The organism is Bowmanella denitrificans, assembly GCF_039522935.1.
GTDB lineage: Bacteria > Pseudomonadota > Gammaproteobacteria > Enterobacterales > Alteromonadaceae > Bowmanella > Bowmanella denitrificans.
Map to the genome: position 1 here is coordinate 175,835 of NZ_BAAAEI010000001.1, position 20,282 is coordinate 196,116.

Below are 20,282 nucleotides of genomic sequence, written 5' to 3' on the forward strand. Positions count from 1 at the left end.
GGCGTTACAGCAGGGCTATCAGGCTGAAAAGGCAGAGTAGCAACGCCACAACCCGAATACGCTGAAGCCAGGTGGAGCGTTGCTGCAATATTAGCAGCACAAACAGTGCCGCCGGGGTCAGCAGCCCAATCCAGATCAGACTGCCATGGGCAAAACCTTTCACCAGACAGGCAGCCAGCAAACCACCAAACAGAATGCCCCAGGCACTGAGCAACTGGCGTTGTCGCCTTATGCCTGTGAGTTTGACACCGTGCACAGCGCGAAAATGGCTGAATTGGCCGGTGGCAAAATAGCTCATGGATAAACACAACAAACTAAATACCAGTAAGTAGCTCATTGGGTTACCACCTTGTAACTGTCGGGCCGGGCATTTTGCTGGTGCGCAATACCTGGTTTGGACAGGCAATGCCTGGCTCCCCAAAGCGCGATTAATCCGCCTGCCAGTACGATAAGTTCCAGACCGGCCAATGCCCATTGGCCATTAATAAGGTAGGCCAGCAAATGGTAATCAGTAGTAAGCAGGTTCAGTAACGGCAACGCCAGCGCTATGCCGCCGGTCAGCATCCAGACAAAGGCCCAGCCCCGTCGCCCGGGCTGATAAAGAGCAAACAGAAAAACCAGCAGGTAGCAGATAAAAAAGCCATGCATTTCCCATTCACGCCGCCCGTCAAAGTCCGCCGCCAGTAACCTGTTGAGGTACAAAAACACCAGACTGGCCAGCGGCAATCCTGCCACAGTGGCAATATTCAGGGCTTGCACCAGACGCAGATTCCAGCCCATCGGCTGATTGGCTTTAAGGCGTTTTTCGGCAATACGTCTGGCCCACAGAACCCCGCCACTGGCCACCATAATGCAGCCCAGCACCCCGCCCAGCACAAACAGCCAGCGTAGCGGCCAGGGGGCAAACTTAGCCGTATGTAAGGCGATTAATGTATTGGCGGTTTTTTCTGGTGCATAAAACGCTGCTTCGCGGCTGCTACCTAGTGCATCACCCTGACTATTGTATAAGGTGGAACGGGCATAGTGGGCTATCTGGCCAGCTTCGCGGCCATATACTGTGACCGTGGTATTTTCATCGGCCGGATTGTTAATACTGATGCGGCTGACCGATTCCACCTGCTTTTCGGCCTTAAAGCGCTGAATAAAATCCTGTATCGGCAATGGCTCGCTACGCCGCTGGCCAGCGGCTTTAACAGATTGAAAGGTGGGATTTTGATCATCAAAAAACTGCGCACGACCGCCTGGATAGACTTTATCTACAGGTGCCGACATATATAAAAACATCAGGGTCAGCAAGCCGGTGTAAGTAATCATCAGATGATAAGGCAGCGCCAGCACCGAACTGACATTGTGCAGATCCAGCCAGGTTCTGGCGCCCTTGCCGTTTCGAAAGGTAAAGAAATCGGCGAAAATACGCCGGTGAATCACTATGCCGGTGACCAGTCCAACCAACATAATCATGGCGGCCGCTCCCACTATCCAGCGCGCAGTAATCGCCGACATATAGTGCAAATCGAAATGCAGACGGTAGAAGAAGTCGCCGCCTTTGGTATCCCGTAGATTGATGCCATCCTGTTGACTATCGCCAACTAAATAGCCGTCGACAAAACGGCCGCGCTTTTGACCCGGTTGCGGGGCTTCCCGGTAGCCATAGTAAGTCAGGGGATTGCGCTCATCCGCTAAGTTGATAAACCACAGCGGCGAATCCGGTGCTTTGCTCTGCAATACCGATATAACCTGTTGCACTGCCTGCTGCTGGTCCGGCTCAGCCACCACGCCATGGCTTTCGGGCTGCATCCACCAGCTTATTTCGTAACGGAAATAGCTTAACGTACCGCCAAAAAACACCACAAATAACAACCAACAGGCCAGCAAACCTCCCCAGGTATGCAGCCAGGTCATGGAGCGAAAAAAACTGCCTTTCATGCCAACGCTCCCAACAACAGGTAGTTACTCAATGCCGCTGCCAGGTATAGCCCACCGAGATCCGTCAGCGCCCGCCAGGCGCGGGGAACATGAAAACTCCACATAATCAATGCAGTAAACAACGGGAACGACAGTAGCATGGCTGTAAGTACTGACGACAAGGGCGCGGAAGGTAATAATGCGGCAATCAGTACGGCACATTCCGCGGTGGCCAGATAGCCTAATACCGCAGCACTGCCGATGCGCACCAGAATGCCGGTGGCTGGTGCAGAAAAAATACCTCTGATCCCTTGCATGGCCCCTCCAAAAATGCGAATTATTATCAAATACAATAAGAAACTCAAGCGAAGTTCGGCTATAGGAGGATATTCGGGGCAAACAAACAAAAAAAGCCGATAAAAAAGGGCCATGACAGGAGATTGAACATGGCCCTTGCGGGAAACGAACCGGGCAGCCCCGGTGTTTCAGTCAGGGAAAGTTAGAAGTCGTAACGCACCGACAAGCGCACTGAACGCGGAGCCTGCCAGTTGGACGGCGTGCGCCACAGGGCATTGTCATTGGCCGTCAAAGGTTGGCCGTCGGCCAGATCCTGAATTGACGAGGTTTCACCAATTTCACGTACATCTGTCACTCTGTCCCAGTCAAACGGGTTGAATACTGTCAGACTGAATTGTGTCTGACCACCAAACAGCTCCACAAAATAATTCAGCCCCAGATTCAAGGTCTGAATGTTTTCGGTGCGACCGGCAGTGCCACGGGGAACCGCTTGCTCATCCTTACGGAAGTATTCTGCATCCCAGCCCGGTAAATCTTCGTGGTAGCCAAAGTGGTTGATAGGCCGACCCGAATAGAAGTTGTAATTGAAAGACGCGGTTAAATCTTCACTCAGTTCGTACACCCCCCACAGCTTAAAATTGTGCGGTCTGTCATTGGGCAAACGACCATAACCGTCCTCTACAATTTGCGGTTCGTCAAAGGCGCGGGTCCAGCCAGGGTCCCGCTGACCGTTATCCGAACGCACCAAGCCTTCGGTATTACCCTCAGAGCGACTCCAGGTATAGGACCCGGCAATATGGAATTGCTCGGTCACTTCGCCGTCAAAGGTGAAAGTCAGGGCGTGGTATTTACGTTTTGCTTCCGGATAGCCCAGATATTCGGCAGGAATGGTTTCCTGGGTTAACGTGCCGTCGCCGTTGAAGTCTTCCCAGATGGTCAGGTCCTGACCGGGATTCAGCAAGCGAGCCGAACCACCGTTCCATACCTGCCCTGCCACGTCGGCAAAGCCACTGCAGTCCTTGTTATTATCGGCACACCATTGCAACACACCCCAGCCACCTTCACCCGCGAAGCCATCCACTTGTGAGTCTTCAATGGAACGCACCAAATCCCGATAGGTGTAGGTGACGCCAAGCAACCAGTTGTCATCCAGCACCACTTCATAGCCCAGGTTATAGCCATCCAGATACATAGGCTTAAGGTCAGCATCGGCAAAAATCTGACCGGGCCGGACATTGCCATCTCCCACAATCTGAACGCCCTGAATCGGCCCGGTGTTGAGTTGGCCGTTATCCAGGTTGGCGGTACGGAAAGTACGAATATCAAACTCCGGTGCCACGAAGCGTTCACTTACCCGCAATGCCACGGGCTGATAGTAGCGGCCATAGTTAAAGAAGACTTTCTGGTTGCCGTCGATATCATAGTTAAGCTCTAACCGGGGCGCCCATTGGTTGTCCATATCTATCCATTTATCACCATTATTGGTGGTATTGGAAAAGGCTTCGTTGCGCACACCAAAAGTTGCAACCAACTGGTCGGTCACCTGCCACTTATCCTGAACATAGTAAGCAGAGAATTTACCGTCTATATCGGCTTTCTTGGTAAATTCACGGGTATACAGATAGTCACCGGCTGGCATGGTAAATTCCCCATCCACACAGGCATTCCCCAGTGAGCACCAGCGGGTACGGTCGGTAGAAGCACGCCACACTTCCATGGTCGAGTAGTGCTTGGACAGACCAAATTCATCCAGGTCATCCGGGCCGTGGCCATGGTTGTCGATTTTGGCGTTGATATCATCCTGCTCATAGCCAAACGACAGGGTATGGTCATCGGTTATCACCCAGTCAAAGTCGACCCTGAAGGTATCCCGGGTGTCTTCTTCCAGCCTGGCATAGCTACCAAAGGTATTCGTCGCCAATGCACAACTACCGGTGCGACAGTCATACAAACTATTCTGATCGGAGGTACCCAAACGGCCATCATTGGTGGTTTTCATTCTGCCGTAGTTAGCGATTACTGACAGGTCGTCGGTTAAGTAACCTGTGTAGTTGATAATGGTCAGCTTGTTATCGATTTCAAAGGTGCGATCCAAGCCGTCAATATCCACCACCAGGTCGCCCCGGCCGGTTTGCGCCGACCATTGGTACTGATAGTCTGTGGTATCACGCTGGGCATCCAAATGCATCAGGGTCAGGCTGTGGTTTTCAGTTACCTGCCAGTCCAGGTTAACGAACAGCGAATCTTTGTCCACGTCACGAGAGGTAAAGGTGGTATCGCCTTCACCGGCATCGGCCCACTCATATTGGTTCCTGGCCGGGGCGTAGAGCACATAGAAAAATGCTTTATCCTGAATAATCGGGCCGCTGGCATACAGGCTGTACTCCATCAGATCGCTGCTGTCTTCTGAGTGGCGGGCATGGTTGTACCAACCTTCTCCGTTGCGGTCTGTATAGTTAAAATCTGGCTTGGTGCCCCCCATGCCACCGGGTTCCCAGTCCAGTTTCACGCCAAAACGGAATTCGTTATCACCGGTTTTCGACACCATATTGGTGACGCCGCCCACTGTGCGCCCATAGCGCGCGGGAATACCGCCATTGATCACCTGAATCTGGTCGACTATTTCCCAGGGAAACTCCGAGATAATCGCGTTATAACGAATATCGGTGATATTAAAGCCATTCAGGTAGTAACCGTTTTCAGCTACCGAGCCACCAGCCGAGCTAACCAGACGGCCGTCAGAGCCCCCAATCCCGGAGAAGATATCGCTATCGCCAATGGCATTGCCGGGTGCCAGGGTCGCCACATCCGTCAAATTCTCACCTATGGCCATAGTAGACAAATCTACCGCACTGAAACTGACCCCTTGTTGCGAGCCCTGAAAGTCAATCTTGGCCACAGCACTGCCTGAGATCTGAATCACTTCCATACTGCTGTCGGCCAGGTTGACCTCACCCAGATCGGCAGCATTGCCCAGGGTGATTTCCACTTTACTCACCGACGCGCTTTGGTAGCCGTCTTTACTGATAGTGACGGTATAGCTGCCAACGGGTAGGCCCTTAATACTGAATTCGCCATCTGCATTGGTGGTGGTTTTACGCACGATCCCTTTACTGTCGTGCACCAGGGTAATTTGTGCATTGGCCAGGTCTGTGCCCTTGGCCATCACTGCGCCGCGCATTTCACCATAGGTGTCGCTGGCGGCCTGCGCGAGTGGGGTACAAAGACAGCTCGCCACCGCGGCGGCCAGTAAGCTGCGTTGCCATCTTGTTTGCTTGTTCATCTGGGTTTCCCTTGTTGTTGTTTGTTAGCCGGTGAAACCGGCCCGACTGATGATAAAACGAACACGACAAGGAATTCAATATATTGTATACAATATATTTAACTATTTTTTTACACGCCATAAGCGGCAGTATCCAGACAGAAGTATCGGTATTGGTGCGAGAACCTGGGGCTGTTTATCTTTCAGGTATAGATTTTGTTCAAATTCAGCCTCCAGGCTAAGAGCGAACTTTGTCGGACTAAAGTCCGACCTACAGTGGGTTGGACTTTAGTCCAACAGCTTACGGGTAACCGGCTAAAGTATATGTCTGCCACGGACCGGGGAAATGCAGAAAACAAGAGACTACAGGGATAGAGGACGCAGGGCGACTGAGGTAAAGCGACTCAGGAGACAAAGCCGGGGAGCAATATAGCGCACGGAACGCTATAGAACAGCTTTAGCTGGCCTGCTTTGCAGGTAAGCTACAGGGATGTAGCTTATAATTTTTCGTCCCGTCCATCCTGAACATCGCCGCTCCTGTTCATCCATGAACCCACGGCATACGCCTGCCATGGATGGTAACAGTGCAGATTACGCAGGAGCAGTTATCTGCCCGTTCATCCATGGACATCGCCGACGAATGCTCCTGCAACGTCGGCATACAGTCCATCCATGGACATAAAAGCCGCTTCGGGAGCGGCTTTTTATCATCTTATTTTTCAGGCCAGTGCTGGCTGGCAGCTAACTGGCGTGCTGCGCCGCCATAACAGCAATCCTGCCAGTAAGGCAAACAGCATAGCCAATGACGGCTCGCTGATTGGATTCGGCGGCGGTGTGGAACCAACCGGCTCAAAAGGATCATAGTTAATCTGGCCGTTGCCTTCCCAGGATTTACCAATTACCTGGCCCCAAACCGGCGACCAGCCGGTTTTAATCGCCGCATCCGGTGCCAGAATGGAAGCAAATACATCGGTAGCGATATTGACCTTGCTGGCGCCAGCAAAGTTATACAGCACCTGGCTGGGCAATCTGCCATCCAGGTTATGCTCCTGGAAATAATTACTGGTAGCTTTGCCGTTAATATAGACTTTGTGCTGGCTAAGTTGTACACAGCCACTGTCCCCCGCCGGGCAGCCATTCCAGTCTCTGCCTGCTATGCCATTAGGATTGCTGATATTGAAGATAACCGTGGCATTCTCTGCTACACCATTTACAAACCAATCAGTCGTGGCATTGATTTGTTCCTGCGTCACATTAAACACGTAGACGTTATCGGACGGAGTTGTGACAGGATTGAAATTCAAAGCACTGTGTTCGCGTTCAGTTGCAGCCGAGGCAGTGCGATTGGCTAATTCCTGAGACAGCTGTTTCAAATGTGCGAAGGCACTGTCGAAATCCACCGGCAACTGACTCTTATCCACTTTCACCAGTGTCGCTTCAATATTGCTGCCACTCACCGTACCGGCATAGACTAACTTGCCGCTATGGGGTGACTGATGTACACCGTCTTCGTAAACATTCAAATGGCCACCGCCAGATTTACGGACATTGCCGCCCACCACCAGACTGGGACCTGAACCCATACCAAAGGCGTCTATCTTGAAACCGATATCGTAACCACCATTAACGATGACATCACCACCAACCGCAACCCGGCCCTGAGTATCCGAGGTGTTTACCTTAAAATTCTGCTTAACAAATACGTTGTAATCACTGGCCTGACCAAAGTCGATAGGACCAGCCAGCACGGGTAGGCTGAATAACAAAGTAACTGCGGCGCTTAACCACTTCATACGCTATCCTTTGTTAAATTTTGCGCAATTATACAGCAAGTTGTGAGCTTGACAACGCTGTCAGCTAAAACCACAGTCAGGGTTGATTGTCAGTCAGTATCGCCAGTACCTGTTTGGTTAAATCGGCTTCCTCGGCCAGTTGCTGCGCTTTCTTCAGCATACTTTCTGCTTGCTGTATTTCACCTAGCAAGGCCAGAGTGTAAGCCAGATGATACAGTATCTGTGCATTATCATTGTCACGTACCTGGGCTTCACGCAGCAATGGTAAGGCTTGCTGGGGCTGACCAGACTTAGCGTAGATCCAGCCCAGCGTATCATTAAACTGCGCCACCTGGGGTGCCAACTCATTGGCACGTTTTGCATAGGCCAGGGCCTGGTTGAGATCTGAGTCAATCAGGTAATAGGCCAGATTGTTCAAAAATACCGGCGAGTCCTGTAATTGCGGGTAGGTCTTAAGTGTATCAATGGCCAGTGCCTGATCACCGCTTTGCATGGCAAGATGACTCAACTGGGCTACTGCCCAACTGTCCTGAGGGTGTTCACGCAACCATTGCTTAAGCAAGGTTAACGCCTGATCAGTTTGATGATTCTCGGTGTACAGAGACGCCAGCGTTTGCATATGACCGCGTAAGGGCTGCTGCTGATAAAGCGTCTGGACAATGGCCTGCGCCTGAGCAAGATCACCAGTCGCCCGCAATGCATAAGCCTTTAATTCCAACCACCTGGCATTGTCGGGGCTGCTGGTCAACCCTTTATCTAAAATGCTGATGGCCTTATCGGCTTGCCCTTTGGCCATGGCCATACGTGCCTGCAAATAGATATCGACCTGTTCGCCCAGCAAAGTTTTAAGTCTGTTCAGGGTTTTCTCAGCACCGCCTAACTCTGCCAAATCGATCTGCTTATGTGCCACTGAGTGCAACTTAACCGGATCATCATAGGCCAGTCCATACAGCGCTTTAAGGGTGGAGATCGCCTTATCCTTCAACCCTTGCGCTTCTTCAAGTCTGGCTCGGGTGTACAGCAGCTTCTCGTCCAGATTGCGCTTTCTAATCATTTGTTCCAGCAAGGTATTGGCATCTGTCCAGCGCTGCTGCTGGATATAGAGTTCCAGCAGGACCTGATTGGCTTGTTCATCCTGTTGGTCTTTTATACTTTCCAGCAGGGTCATGGCCTTGTCTGCACGGCCAAGTTGAATGGCCAGGTCGGCATAGAGTTTTGCTGTGGTGGCATCCTGCGGATTGCGTTGCAGCAACTTGATGTAACTGCTCTCCACTTTATCCAGCTTACCCTGATTAAGGTAAATGCCAGCCAAGGCCAACTGGGCCGCATTAAACTCGGGAGCTAAGCGTAGAATTTCATTAAAAAAAGCTTCTGCCTGCTGGGTTTGTCCTTGCCTGAGCGACAGCTCCCCGGCTAATTGCAGAATTTCCACTTTACCGGGATAGTCATTCAGCAGTGCCTGAGTGGTGTGATGGGCATCTTCCAGCATGCCGTTTTGCAGTTGCAAGAATCCCAACAAGGTACGACTGCGGATATCCTCGCCCTGTTGTTGTTTGAGCAGTTCCAGCGCCCTGGCAAATTGTTTATCAGCAATCAGCACCTGCACGGTGGCATCCAGCAGTCCCTGATGGGCCGGAAAACGCTGCCGACCTTTATCTGCCATTTGTAAGGCTGCGGCCAGATCGCCGTCGGCCTGATTTATGGTCACTGCCAGCACAAACACATCAGGATCCTGACCAGACAAAGCCAGGGATTTGTCCACCTGTCGTTTGGCTTCTTTCAGATTGTGCTGCTGCAGCGCAATCATCGCCAGGTATCGATGAGCTGCGGCGGTCGCGCCATAGGTATGAATAAAATCATCGAACTTGATCAGGGCAGAATCCAGTTTACCGCTGGCATAATCCACCACCGCGGCAAGAAAGCTGACTTCACGGAGTTTACGGACCCGGTCATCAATAGCTGACAGCTGATGCTGAATGTCGGTTAATAAGTGTCTGGCTTCCCTGTCATCGCCTTGCTGCGCCACCAATGCTGAATGCATCAATTTGGCATAGGGATTATCCGGATGCTGTTCACGAAACTGCTGCACCAACTGTAACGCCGCTGCCAGTTGATTATCATCAACCAGCAAACTGGCCTTGCCCAGCATAGCCTGCTCATTAGCCGGTTTTGCCGCCATGGCGTGGTCATAGAGCGCTGCGGCCTGTTCCGTTTGCCCATGCATGCGGTATAGCTGAGCCCGCAACAACAGCGCCGGGAAATGCTCCGGCTGCTCTTTGAGCGCCTGTTCCAGCCAGGTTTCAGCGTCTTGCAGTGCATCCCTGGACAAGGCGATATTGGCCAGGGCGGTAAGACTTTCCACATGCCTTGAATCCAGCGCCAGGGCCTGATGAAAATCCTGCTCCGCGTTGTCCTTATGACCCTTTTCAAGGCCCAGCAAACCACGCAAATAGAAATATTCGGCGCTGTCCTGTAGCTGAGGATGGTCAGTTAACAGTGCTTGCGCCTCCGTATACTGACTTTGCAGCAACTTGGCACGTACCAAACTGAGTATAACGGTTCTGGGATCGGCCTGACGTGACAAGGCAAAACTAAGTTCCTTGTCTGCCGCCAGCGCTTTACCGCCCTCCAACAGCACTTTACCCAATAGCACCCGGGCCGGAAGAAATTCCGGGTCAAGCTGCAGACTGTTTTTGAGCTCTATTTCGGCTTTATCCAGATCACCAGCAAACTGATATTTAACCGCTGACTCGTAAAATGACGAAGCGTCCTGAGCCTGAACAGCCCAGACAAACAGAAATGAAAAAAAGCTAACAAAAATGCGCTTCATCTTGTTCCATGCATATCCGAGGAAATGCAGGCAAGATTATAGGTTAAAGGAACAGACCACAATATCGGGCAGAAAATGAATAAATCAGCCCTTCGCTTCCATCTTTAACAACAAGGTCTTAATGTCATCTTTAGCGCTGACGATATGTTTTTTCAGAAAACTGCAGGCTTTCTTGCTGTCACCGGCACGGCAAAGTTCCAACAGCTCTTTGTGCTCATCCGGCGCAGTATCAATACCGCCAGCCAGCATAATATGCATTCGTACATAGCGCTCAGAGTTCTTATTCAGCATGCTGACCAGCTCTTCGGTTTGTGGCCGGTCAGCACGACAATACAACTTGGCGTGAAAGCGGCTATTCAGGTTGCCGGTTGCCAGATAGCTGTCGCCGTTGGCCATGGCTGCCTGCAACTCGCTAAGTAATGCCTCAGCTTCGGCATAGTCTTGTTCCGTAAGTTTACCGATAGAATATTTAAGCAGCTCAGCTTCCAGCAGCGCACGCAGCTCAAAAATCTCATCCACCTGTGCTGCAGATAATTCGGTAGCCGTGGCACCTTTATGTGCCTCAAAGCTCACCAGACCTTCGGCCTCCAGTTGCAACAGGGCTTCTCTGACCGGAATACGGCTGACATTCAGCTCTTCTGCCAGCGCCGCTTGACGCAACGGCTCGCCAGCTTTAATGTCACCGTTAAGGATCTTTTCCCGTATGGCTTCCACCACAAGTTGGGTGCGAGTTTTATGTTCTATGGCCATGATGGCTCCCTGACTGCATATGGCATACATTATACCGATCATGGATCCAAGCGCCAGTGGTAGCGCTATCACTGATTGATTGGCTGCCATTCCCTGGCAGCATAGTTGAGCGACGAATGTTCAACTAAAGCAAGTTCGACAGGTCGTAAATCGTTGGACTCAAGTCCAACCCACAGTAGGTCGGACTTGAGTCCGACATCTCTCTATCGTCACTGCCAAGATGCCAGGTATCTGAATTCAATCTGCCAGGTATCTGCATTGTTGCTGTTCTATTCAGTGCAGTGCACCGGGCTTAATTTGGCTCAGACTGGCCTGCATCCGTACAGGCCATTTCCTGATTATTGAGATGGCTCGTTTTGTAGGCAAAGTGGGCGTAAAAAGCGCTGCATTGCCTGCAGCCCCACCGAAGTGGAGCGCACATCGGTTGAGGCCGGAAAAGGCCCCCCATGGTTCATGGCCGCACACACCTCGACGCCGGTTGGCATCTGATTATAAATAAGCCGCCCGACTTTATAGCTTAGCGCCTCCACTACTTCATCAGCCTGGGCAATATCCCCGGCGCTGCCATGCACACTGGCGGTGAGTTGCCCCTCCAGCGACTCAATCAGCGTTAACAGTTGTGTCTGGTCCTGATAACTGACCATCAGGGCACAAGGGCCAAACACCTCCTGCTGTAATTGCGGATTGGCCAGAAAATCTGCCGCGCTAACGGCAAATACCATGGCCTGAGCATGATATGACTGCTGCAAGGGCCCTAAGCCAAGCTGCTGCAAGCGGCTATTCATCGCCAACGACTGGGTCTGACTTTGATAAGTACGCAGAATACCTGGCGTCAGCAAGGTATCTGACGGCTGTTCTGCCAGAAACGCCTTAACCCGTGCGGCAAACGCTGCATTATCCTCTGGCACCAGCCACAGACCCGGACTGGTGCAGAACTGACCATTGCCCATTAATAGTGACTGGCAAAGCTGCTCAGCCAGAGCTTCGCCCCGCTCGGCCATCTGCTCTGGTAACAACACCTGCGGATTAACACTGCCAAGCTCAGCATATAAAGGAATGGGTTGTTCACGCTCGGCAATAGTGCGCTGTAAATGCCTGGCCACTGCCAAAGAGCCGGTGAATCCCACAGCCTGAATATGAGGGTCGGCCACCAGCTGATGAGCCAGGTCCACCTGATTGGTTTGTAGCAAGGAAAATACCCCAGATGGCATACCGCAGGTTTCAATGGCCCTGGCAATGGCAAGGGCCATTAATTCGCTGGTGCCGGGGTGAGCCGGATGACCTTTAACCACCACAGGACAACCGGCCGCCAGCGCTGCCGCCGTATCGCCGCCCAAGGTAGAAAAGGCATAAGGAAAGTTTGATGCACCAAATACCGCCACCGGCCCCAGGGGCAACTGGGTTAAGGTAAACGCCGGTTTGGGCAAAGGTTGGCGATTCGGCTCAGCCTGTTCTTGCAGCAATACAGCAGAGCTGTTTTGTAAATGGCTGGCAAATGCGCGCAGTTGCCCCATCGTGCGGCCACGCTCCCCCGTCAGTCTGGCCATAGGCAGATTGGTTTCTTCGTGGGTCAGGGTAAGCAGCGCGTCACCCAGTCCTGCAATTTCATCTGCAATGGCACATAAAAAGGCAGCGCGCTGGGCCGCTGACGTGCGCCGGTAGGCTAAAAACGCTTGCTGGGCGGCGCTGCAAGCCAATTTTGTTTGTTCAGCACTGGCATTAAAAAACACCTGTTGCATCGGTTCATTACGCGCAGGGCTAAAGGCATAAAATACCGTCTGGCTCTCTTCCCCCAACCATTTGCCTGCAATCAGACTCTTACCTGTTAAATTCATGTCGTTCTCCTCTGATTTGTTTCCTTCCTGAAACAGCCCGGATCCTTCTGATGGCACACTAAATAACTTGAAATCCCAGCGCATAAGGGTCGCTGTCATCCACATAGATACAGTTTTGTCCGGTGGCCCTGGCCCAGCCGCGAATGCTGGGTAGAATTGCCGGGTAATTGCCGACCTGACTCAGCCCTTCCACCCGCCCGACAAACTGGCTGCCGATATAGCTTTCATGCACAAAGTCTTCGCCCACCCGCAGTTGACCTTTGGCATACAGCTGCGCCATTCTGGCGCTGGTGCCGGTGCCGCAAGGCGACCGATCAATTGCCTTGTCGCCGTAAAACACCGCATTGGCAGCATGAGAGCCAGGGGTTTTCGGCTGCCCGGTCCACAGCAAATGCGAGGCACCGCATACCGTGACATCCTGCGGATGAATGCAGTCCAGTTGCTGATTAATTGCCTGCCTGACCAACGGGCTGAAGTGCAGGACTTGCGCCGCCGACCAGTGCTGAATGCCGGGGAAATTCGCCTGTGGTTCAACAATAATGTAAAAGTTACCACCGTAGGCGATATCCACTGTCAGCTCGCCCAGGCCAGGCACGTTCACCTGAATATCCTGGTAGGCCAGATAGGCCGGGACGTTATAAATCCGCACCCACTCCACCTTATCGCCCTGCTGCTGATACTCCACCCGGATCTGCCCGGCGGGTACATCCAGCAGCAGTTGCCCCGCCACTTTGGGTGTCAGCAACCCCTGCTCCAGGGCAAAGGTAACAGTACCGATGGTGCCGTGTCCGCACATAGGCAAACAGCCAGAGGTCTCAATAAACAGGATGGCGGCATCCGCATCTTCGCTCACCGGTGGATACAGAAACGAGCCGGACATCATGTCGTGGCCTCTGGGCTCAAACATCAGAGCCTGGCGGATCCAATCATAATGGGCCAGAAAGTCCTGGCGCTTGTCACTCATGGTCTGCCCTTTTAGATCCGGATGACCGCTGGTCACCAGTCTGACCGGATTACCGCAGGTGTGGCCGTCGATGCAGAAAAACGTCCCTTTACGCATACGTCAGTCCAGGTTGAATTTGCTAAGGTCGATACGGTTTTGCATCGCGCTATCGAACATGGCCTGGATGCGCTGTTTTTCGTCCTGTGGCAGTGGCAGTCTGGGCGCGCGCACATGCTCAACGCCGCGACCGGCCAGTTGCTCGGCAAATTTAATGCATTGCACCAGGGTGGGAATGGTATCCAGACGCAGCAGCGGCAGGAACCAGCGCCAGATCTCCAGCGCTTCGGCATAGCGACCGGCCTTGGCCAGTTTATAAATAGCCACAGATTCACGGGGGAACACATTGGTCAGACCTGAAATCCAGCCCACCGCGCCCAACATCAGGCTTTCCAGAGCGATATCGTCTACGCCGCTGAAAACGGTAAAACGATTTTCAAAGGCATTAAACAGCTCGGTGATACGACGTGTATCAGCGGTGGACTCCTTAACCGCCACAATATTCTGCTCTTCGGCCAGTATCGCCATGCCTTCAATACCAATATCCACCCCGTAAGTGACCGGGTTGTTGTAGATCATAATCGGCAGCGCGGTATTACGGGCAACCTGCTGATAGTGATGAATGGCTTCACGTTCGGTGGAGCGATACACCATGCCAGGCAGAACCATCACGCCATCGACCCCGATTTTCTCGGCATCCTGGCAAAACTCCATGGCAAAACGGGTGGTGGTTTCGGCCACACCGCTAATCAAGGGCACCCGGCCATTAATTACTTCTTTGGCGGCGCGCAGCACAGTGCGTTTTTCATCGGCGCGCAGTGAACAGTTTTCGCCGACGGTGCCACAGGCAATGATGCCGTTTACCCCGTCTTTAATCAGCTCATCCAACATACGTTGGGTACTGTCGATATTAATGGAGTCGTCGCTATTAAATTGTGTGGTGACGGCGGGATACACGCCCTGCCAGTTGATAGACATAGTGAATTACCTCTGCTGGTGAAAATTTCTTGCATCATATGCATTTTGTATACAATATTCAATATATCGATTTTCAGCAAGGAACTTTATGCAAGTCCGCCCCGAAAACCTGCGCGGCTATCCACAGTTGCATTGCCTGGACCTACATACCGCAGGTGAACCCTTGCGTATTGTGTTGTCAGGCTACCCAACGATCCCTGGCAATAGCATGCTGGCCAAACGTCGTTATCTGATGGCCAACCTGGATCATCTGCGCCAGCTATTGATGTATGAGCCGAGGGGCCATGCGGATATGTACGGGGCGCTGATAACCGAGCCGGTCAGCGTGGATGGCGATATGGGCGTGTTGTTTATGCACAATGAAGGCTATTCCAGCATGTGCGGCCATGGCATCCTGGCCCTGGTGACGGCACTGGCCGAAACCGGTGCAATCTCGCTGACCCACCCGGCCACAGTGCGCATTGATGCTCCGGCCGGGCGCATTCAGGCTTATGCTGAAATGCAACAGGATAAGCTTAATGCCAGCTTTGATTGCGTGCCCTCGTTTGTCGAAGCCACCCATCAGTATATTGAGCTGCCCGGCGTTGGCCGGGTGGACTACGATATCGCCTTTGGCGGTGCCTACTATGCTTACGTTGATGCCGATAAACTGGGGCTGGACTGCAGCGTGGCCAATGCCAGGCAGTTGATAGACATAGGCCGCCGCCTGAAGCAGGCTATTATGCCCAGGCATCAGCTAATACACCCTGAAGAAGCCGACTTAGGCTTTTTGTATGGGGTGATTTTCACCTCTGATAAGGTTGAACATTCAACCAGCCACTCGCGGCACGTTTGCATCTTTGCCGACGGTGAGTTGGATCGCTCCCCCACCGGTACCGGCGTCAGTGGCCGGGCCGCGCTGCTGAGGTACAAAACCGCCTGGAGCGGCAGCGCACCGATTCAGATTGAAAGCATTATTGGTAGCACCATGTCGGTGAGTATCAGCCATGAGCAGATCTTCGGGCCGTTTCAGGCCGTGATCCCCAGAGTGTCGGGCCAGGCTTATATCACCGGCGAGCACCGCTTTATGCTGCATGCGCAAGATCCCTTTCCACAAGGCTTTTTTATCAGGTAATCCCATGCAACAGCCGCAAAGAATCGCCGTTATCGGCGCTGGTGTTATCGGTATTTGCTGCGCCTTGTCGCTGCAAAAACAAGGATTCGCCGTGACCTTAATTGACCGCAAAGGTATTGCCAAAGAATGCTCTTACGGCAATGCCGGGCATTTTGCCACCGAACAGGTCTTCCCGCTGGCGGATAAACGGTTGCTGATGCAACTGCCGTCTATGTTACTCAACCCCACTGGCCCGTTACGAATTCGCTGGTCTTATCTGCTGCGCGCCATGCCCTGGTTTATGCGCTTTGCCTGGAATATGCGCAGCCAACGCTTTCGTCGCCATACTCAGGCGTTGAAAGCATTAAATCAGTTGGCCCTGCCCGCTTATGATGAGTTGCTGGCCGAAGCCGGTTTAATCCACCTGCTGGAAAAAAACGGCAGTCTGCTGACCTTTGAAGACACCAAGCCAGAGCAGATTAAACGTGAGTTCGAGGCATTTAAAGCCGAAGGCGTGAAACTGCAGTGGCTGGACCGCCAGCAAGCTCTGGCCCTGGAACCAGCATTGTCGGAGCGGGTGCAATCGGCCTTTTTATTTGAAGAGGTGGGGCACAGCCTCGACCCGGAACACTTATGCCTGAGCCTGGCCAAGCACTTTATCGCCCTAGGCGGTCAATTGTTGCAGCTGGACGTGCTGGCAATTGAACATCATCAACATGGCGTTAAAGTGCGCAGTCAGGCAGGTATTCAGGACTTTGACAAAGTGCTGCTCTGCGCTGGCGCCTGGTCGAAAAAATTACTGGCCCCCCTTCGCTATAGAGTACCGCTGGATACCGAACGCGGCTATCACCTGATGCTGCCGGTCGACAACCCTATCAGCAGGCCAGTGGCCTCGGCGGAGCGTAAATTTATTATGACTCCCATGAGCGGCGGTTTGCGTCTGGCCGGTACGGTAGAATTTGCCGGTTTGGAGCGGGAAATGGATAATCGGCGGGCCGATTGCCTGCTGCCGCACGCCAAGGCACTATTGAAGGATTTGCCTGAGACCCAGATGGCCAGCCGCTGGATGGGTATGCGTCCGTCGCTGCCGGACTCCTTGCCGGTGCTGGGTCAGGCGCCCAACCACCCGCATTTGTACCTGGCCTTTGGTCACCAGCATTTAGGACTAACCCAGGGTGCCGTGACGGCCAGGTTAATCACGCAACTGGTGGCAGGTCAACAGCCCGACATTAATATGCAGCCTTATTGCATCAGTCGTTTTAACTGACAGGAGAAAAACATGCTTAACACATCAGGTATCGGTGGCAAAACGCCGGAACAGGCGCTGGCCACCTTATCGGATATGACCACCGACCTGCAGCCTATCGGCATCCAGGAATTTCATGCTCGTATCGCCAAGGCTCAGGCTTATATGCAGGCCAATGGCATAGATGCCATTTATCTGAATGCCGGTACCAACCTGATGTATTTCACTGGCCTGCGCTGGTACGCCAGCGAACGCATGGTGGGCGCTATCCTGCCAGCCAAGGGCGAGCTGGAATTTATTGCCCCCCACTTTGAAATTGGCAGCCTGAATGACTTTATGCAGATACCCGGCAAGATTAACCCCTGGCATGAACATGAATCGCCTTATGCGCTGTTTCTGCAGGTATTGGAGAACATGGGTATTCAGGCCCCAGCTACCATCGGCATCGATGAAAGCGCGCAGTTTTTTATTTTTGATGGTATCAACCAGTTACAGCAGGGTCTGAGTTTAATCAACGCCAAAGCCGTTACCGCCCATTGCCGTATGCACAAATCCCCGGCCGAGATTGCCCTGATGCAACGTGCCATGGATATGACCCTGGAAGTGCATAAGGCCGCTGCCAGTATTCTGCGCGAAGGTATCAGTACCACCGAAGTCGAGCAGTTTATTCATCAGGCCCATAAGCAGGTTGGCGCGCCGGGCTCCTACTTCTGTATTGTGCTGTTTGGTGTGGCCACCTCCTTTCCCCATGGGGTAAAACATGCCCAGCATCTGAAACAAGGCGATATGGTGCTGATTGATACCGGTTGTAAGGTACATGACTACCTGTCGGATATCACCCGCACTTATGTATTTGGCGAGGCCAGTGCCCGTCAGCGCCAATTATGGAATGCCGAGCAACAGGCCCAGGCCGCCGCGTTTAACGCCGCCAAACTGGGCGTGGCTTGTGAAGAGGTAGACAAAGCAGCCAGACAGGCGCTGGCACAAAGTGGTCTGGGCCCGGACTACCAGTTGCCGGGTTTGCCCCATCGCACCGGCCATGGCATTGGCATGGATATTCATGAATGGCCTTATCTGGTCGGTGGTAACACCCTGCCGCTGGCACCAGGCATGTGCTTTTCCAATGAACCGATGATTGTCGCGCCCAATGAATTTGGAGTACGCCTGGAAGATCATTTCTACATGACAGAACAAGGCCCGCGCTGGTTTACAAAGCCCAGCCACAGCATTGACGATCCTTTTGGGCTCAATGCTTAATCAATAAAATGGCCAGAGATAAACACCTCTGCCGCTGAGACTGTTGAGGTATTAAGGTAGTAGACAGACTAAGGTATATAAGCTATCCCTAATACCTCGAATCAACAACGGAGTAATATCGATATGGAAAGTCAGGCTATGCTGGGCGCTTTTTCTTATATTGTTGTGGCCCTGTTTCAACTATTTACCCCCTTGCTACTGATCTACATTATTGTGCGACTGCGCAATATCTCTGATCAGCTCAGGACGCTGGAAGACAAGATAAAAAAACAGGGCTAGTCAGGCACGCTGAGCCTGTGCATGCAAACCTTGTTGTGGTCTGATTTGGCATGCAAAGCTCAGCATTGAGGTGAAATCTATTCAGGCACTGTTACTTTCAGGCTCTGCAAGCTGGCCAGCGCTTTTTTAATGCGGGTTTCTGCCAGGCTTTTAAAACTGTCGGCATCCATATTAAATGCAAAGTAATGCATGCCCTGCTGATTTTCTACCATACCCACATACCAACCACGGGCTTGTCCTTTAGCCAGCATACCACCGCCGGTTTTGGCAAACAGCCTGGCCTGTTCGTCCTGCCGCTGTAGAAAAATAGGTGAAAAATCCCGATAGGTTGAAGCTTTTAGTCCCAGTTGCTGGTGTTGGTATTTACGCAAAAACTCAACTTGCTGCACCGCACTGATTTGCAGACTGTCACCCAGCCAGAAGCCGTCCACCGGACCAGACACATCCTGATTACCGTAACTGAATTGCTGGATAAATTGTTCGTAAGCCGCCCGGCCCAAATCCGCCGACCACTGCCGGTAAAGGGGTAAGACCGAATAATTAAAAGCAGATTTAAGGTTTTGATCTGGTTCCCGCCAGGTTTTAAACCACCAATCCTGAGCCGGGTAGCGATTCAGGTCAATCTGATAGCGTGCCGTTGTATTCACCTGGCCACTTTCCAGCAAAATCAGGGTATTGGCTATTTTAAAGGTGGAATAAGGGGCAAATGCCTGTTTAGCCCGTTCGGGGTTAATAAATTGCCATTGCCCGGCAGTTTCACTGTATAGCGCCAGGGTACAGGCATCACCCTCTATACACGGACTTACTTCCTCAGCCTGTACAGACTGCTGCATAACCAGGCCAAGACTGACTACCAGGCTTAAATATTTCATGTTTTTCCTTTTCTGTGTGATTAGAGGGTGTTGACCTTTTATTCACGGGCATACACCAGTCGAAGCGCATTCAATGCGGCAGGATGATAAACGGACAAATGGGTTTCATCAGGAAACTCTGTGAAGGATGCGTCCAGACCCGGTGCTTGTTGCAATATACCAGCGAGCTGCCGGGTTGGCTCAACAATCCCCTGCTGGCTACTGGCCGCCAGGTGCACTCTCAGGCCCTGGTGGCCGCCATTTTTTAGCCTTTCCCCGGCCTGTTTAACCAGCGCCGCCTGGTTCCACCACAGGCTTGGATCCACCGCAATGTAATTGGAAAACAGGTCCGGCTCAAGCAACATGGTTTCCACCACAAACAAACCTGCCAAGGATTCACCGATAATGCCGCGCTCAGCGGTGGTTCGATAATGTTGCTCAATAGTGGGAATCAGCTCCTGACGCAGAAAGGTTCTGAATTCGGCAGACTTGCCCACCACAGAGGAGATTTTCTTGTCTTCTTCATCTTCTGTGGGGCCGGTCAGGTCGCGCTTTCTGTCGGTATTTTCAATTCCCACCAGAATAACCGGGCGGGTAGTCCAGTTTAGCGAACCAATTTGCACCAGGCCGGCAATATGCACAAAGTCTTCATGCACGCCGCCATCCGGCATATACAACACCGGCAGCGGTTGATCAGGTTGTTCGAAGTAGGCCTTGGGAAAATACAGATTTATCCGGCGTTCTTCCCCCAGCACAGTGGACGACAATAAAAAACTCTGGCCAATATTCAGAGGTGCTGAGTTAAGCGCTTGTGGAGCGGCTTGCAAACCGGCCGCACAGATGTAACACAGCATCAGCAGCAGCCCAAAAAGCCTAAAAGGGGTACGCTTATACATAAGATCTCAT

The 20,282-nt window shown here is 52.4% G+C and carries 16 protein-coding genes; 4 read left to right on the plus strand and 12 right to left on the minus strand.

All coding sequences use genetic code 11. The features are described from left to right. Positions 1-4: 4 nt before the first annotated feature. The 10 genes from ABD028_RS00660 to ABD028_RS00705 form a co-directional block, all read right to left on the minus strand. Positions 5-337, minus strand: coding sequence for a DUF3325 domain-containing protein (locus tag ABD028_RS00660; RefSeq protein ID WP_343840476.1), 333 nt, complete (start codon positions 335-337; stop codon positions 5-7). After that, positions 334-1,926 (minus strand): PepSY-associated TM helix domain-containing protein, encoded by a 1,593-nt coding sequence (locus ABD028_RS00665; RefSeq protein WP_343840479.1) that lies wholly within the window; start codon positions 1,924-1,926, stop codon positions 334-336. Before ABD028_RS00665 ends, ABD028_RS00660 begins: the two co-directional genes overlap by 4 nt. Further along, on the minus strand, positions 1,923-2,222 hold the full coding sequence (locus tag ABD028_RS00670) for a hypothetical protein (RefSeq protein ID WP_343840482.1): 300 nt from the start codon (positions 2,220-2,222) through the stop codon (positions 1,923-1,925). The genes ABD028_RS00665 and ABD028_RS00670 overlap by 4 nt, the downstream gene beginning before the upstream one ends. 182 nt (positions 2,223-2,404) lie before the next feature. Further along, positions 2,405-5,485 carry a TonB-dependent receptor gene (locus ABD028_RS00675; RefSeq protein WP_343840484.1) on the minus strand — a complete coding sequence of 1,027 codons (3,081 nt, stop codon included), beginning with the start codon at positions 5,483-5,485 and terminating at the stop codon, positions 2,405-2,407. Positions 5,486-6,183: 698 nt separating this feature from the next. Continuing rightward, the gene (locus tag ABD028_RS00680) at positions 6,184-7,257 is read right to left on the minus strand and encodes a collagen-binding domain-containing protein (RefSeq protein WP_343840487.1); all 1,074 of its coding nucleotides are present in this window, start codon (positions 7,255-7,257) and stop codon (positions 6,184-6,186) included. A gap of 76 nt (positions 7,258-7,333) precedes the next feature. After that, entirely contained in the window at positions 7,334-10,087 is a 2,754-nt protein-coding gene (prsT, locus tag ABD028_RS00685; protein WP_343840489.1) for an XrtA/PEP-CTERM system TPR-repeat protein PrsT, read from the minus strand. 84 nt (positions 10,088-10,171) lie between these two features. Further along, complete coding sequence (locus ABD028_RS00690; protein WP_343840491.1) at positions 10,172-10,837, minus strand: GntR family transcriptional regulator; 666 nt, start codon at positions 10,835-10,837, stop codon at positions 10,172-10,174. 338 nt (positions 10,838-11,175) lie between these two features. Further along, positions 11,176-12,672, minus strand: coding sequence for an aldehyde dehydrogenase (NADP(+)) (locus tag ABD028_RS00695; RefSeq protein ID WP_343840494.1), 1,497 nt, complete (start codon positions 12,670-12,672; stop codon positions 11,176-11,178). A 58-nt stretch (positions 12,673-12,730) separates the two neighbouring features. Next, positions 12,731-13,732 (minus strand): 4-hydroxyproline epimerase, encoded by a 1,002-nt coding sequence (locus ABD028_RS00700; protein ID WP_102796440.1) that lies wholly within the window; start codon positions 13,730-13,732, stop codon positions 12,731-12,733. A 3-nt stretch (positions 13,733-13,735) separates the two neighbouring features. Further along, positions 13,736-14,650 (minus strand): dihydrodipicolinate synthase family protein, encoded by a 915-nt coding sequence (locus ABD028_RS00705; RefSeq protein ID WP_343840498.1) that lies wholly within the window; start codon positions 14,648-14,650, stop codon positions 13,736-13,738. An 88-nt stretch (positions 14,651-14,738) separates the two neighbouring features. Between ABD028_RS00705 and ABD028_RS00710 the strand changes: the two genes are divergently transcribed. The 4 genes from ABD028_RS00710 (at position 14,739) to ABD028_RS00725 (ending at position 18,525) form a co-directional block, all read left to right on the plus strand. Beyond that, complete coding sequence (locus ABD028_RS00710) at positions 14,739-15,764, plus strand: proline racemase family protein (RefSeq protein WP_102796442.1); 1,026 nt, start codon at positions 14,739-14,741, stop codon at positions 15,762-15,764. 4 nt (positions 15,765-15,768) lie between these two features. Beyond that, entirely contained in the window at positions 15,769-17,010 is a 1,242-nt protein-coding gene (locus tag ABD028_RS00715; protein WP_343840502.1) for an NAD(P)/FAD-dependent oxidoreductase, read from the plus strand. A gap of 12 nt (positions 17,011-17,022) precedes the next feature. After that, positions 17,023-18,246: a M24 family metallopeptidase gene (locus ABD028_RS00720; RefSeq protein ID WP_343840505.1), complete on the plus strand. Its 1,224-nt coding sequence runs from the start codon at positions 17,023-17,025 to the stop codon at positions 18,244-18,246. 123 nt (positions 18,247-18,369) lie between these two features. Next, positions 18,370-18,525, plus strand: coding sequence for a hypothetical protein (locus ABD028_RS00725; RefSeq protein ID WP_172449333.1), 156 nt, complete (start codon positions 18,370-18,372; stop codon positions 18,523-18,525). A gap of 77 nt (positions 18,526-18,602) precedes the next feature. Here ABD028_RS00725 and ABD028_RS00730 read toward each other — a convergent pair whose 3' ends face one another. Further along, a complete protein-coding gene (locus ABD028_RS00730; RefSeq protein ID WP_343840509.1) occupies positions 18,603-19,397 on the minus strand; it encodes a penicillin-binding transpeptidase domain-containing protein in 795 nt (264 codons plus the stop codon). A 38-nt stretch (positions 19,398-19,435) separates the two neighbouring features. Then, positions 19,436-20,272, minus strand: coding sequence for an alpha/beta hydrolase (locus tag ABD028_RS00735; RefSeq protein WP_343840512.1), 837 nt, complete (start codon positions 20,270-20,272; stop codon positions 19,436-19,438). Positions 20,273-20,282 lie beyond the last annotated feature (10 nt).

What these genes read in the sequence shown, in the direction of transcription:
- ABD028_RS00680 (WP_343840487.1), bottom strand. Translation starts at nt 7,257, where the DNA reads ATGAAGTGGTTAAGCGCCGCAGTTACTTTGTTATTCAGCCTACCCGTG.
- ABD028_RS00725 (WP_172449333.1), top strand. Translation starts at nt 18,370, where the DNA reads ATGGAAAGTCAGGCTATGCTGGGCGCTTTTTCTTATATTGTTGTGGCC.
- ABD028_RS00660 (WP_343840476.1), bottom strand. Translation starts at nt 337, where the DNA reads ATGAGCTACTTACTGGTATTTAGTTTGTTGTGTTTATCCATGAGCTAT.
- ABD028_RS00690 (WP_343840491.1), bottom strand. Translation starts at nt 10,837, where the DNA reads ATGGCCATAGAACATAAAACTCGCACCCAACTTGTGGTGGAAGCCATA.
- ABD028_RS00675 (WP_343840484.1), bottom strand. Translation starts at nt 5,485, where the DNA reads ATGAACAAGCAAACAAGATGGCAACGCAGCTTACTGGCCGCCGCGGTG.
- ABD028_RS00670 (WP_343840482.1), bottom strand. Translation starts at nt 2,222, where the DNA reads ATGCAAGGGATCAGAGGTATTTTTTCTGCACCAGCCACCGGCATTCTG.
- ABD028_RS00715 (WP_343840502.1), top strand. Translation starts at nt 15,769, where the DNA reads ATGCAACAGCCGCAAAGAATCGCCGTTATCGGCGCTGGTGTTATCGGT.
- ABD028_RS00665 (WP_343840479.1), bottom strand. Translation starts at nt 1,926, where the DNA reads ATGAAAGGCAGTTTTTTTCGCTCCATGACCTGGCTGCATACCTGGGGA.
- ABD028_RS00735 (WP_343840512.1), bottom strand. Translation starts at nt 20,272, where the DNA reads ATGTATAAGCGTACCCCTTTTAGGCTTTTTGGGCTGCTGCTGATGCTG.
- ABD028_RS00710 (WP_102796442.1), top strand. Translation starts at nt 14,739, where the DNA reads ATGCAAGTCCGCCCCGAAAACCTGCGCGGCTATCCACAGTTGCATTGC.
- prsT (WP_343840489.1), bottom strand. Translation starts at nt 10,087, where the DNA reads ATGAAGCGCATTTTTGTTAGCTTTTTTTCATTTCTGTTTGTCTGGGCT.
- ABD028_RS00720 (WP_343840505.1), top strand. Translation starts at nt 17,023, where the DNA reads ATGCTTAACACATCAGGTATCGGTGGCAAAACGCCGGAACAGGCGCTG.
- ABD028_RS00730 (WP_343840509.1), bottom strand. Translation starts at nt 19,397, where the DNA reads ATGAAATATTTAAGCCTGGTAGTCAGTCTTGGCCTGGTTATGCAGCAG.
- ABD028_RS00705 (WP_343840498.1), bottom strand. Translation starts at nt 14,650, where the DNA reads ATGTCTATCAACTGGCAGGGCGTGTATCCCGCCGTCACCACACAATTT.
- ABD028_RS00700 (WP_102796440.1), bottom strand. Translation starts at nt 13,732, where the DNA reads ATGCGTAAAGGGACGTTTTTCTGCATCGACGGCCACACCTGCGGTAAT.
- ABD028_RS00695 (WP_343840494.1), bottom strand. Translation starts at nt 12,672, where the DNA reads ATGAATTTAACAGGTAAGAGTCTGATTGCAGGCAAATGGTTGGGGGAA.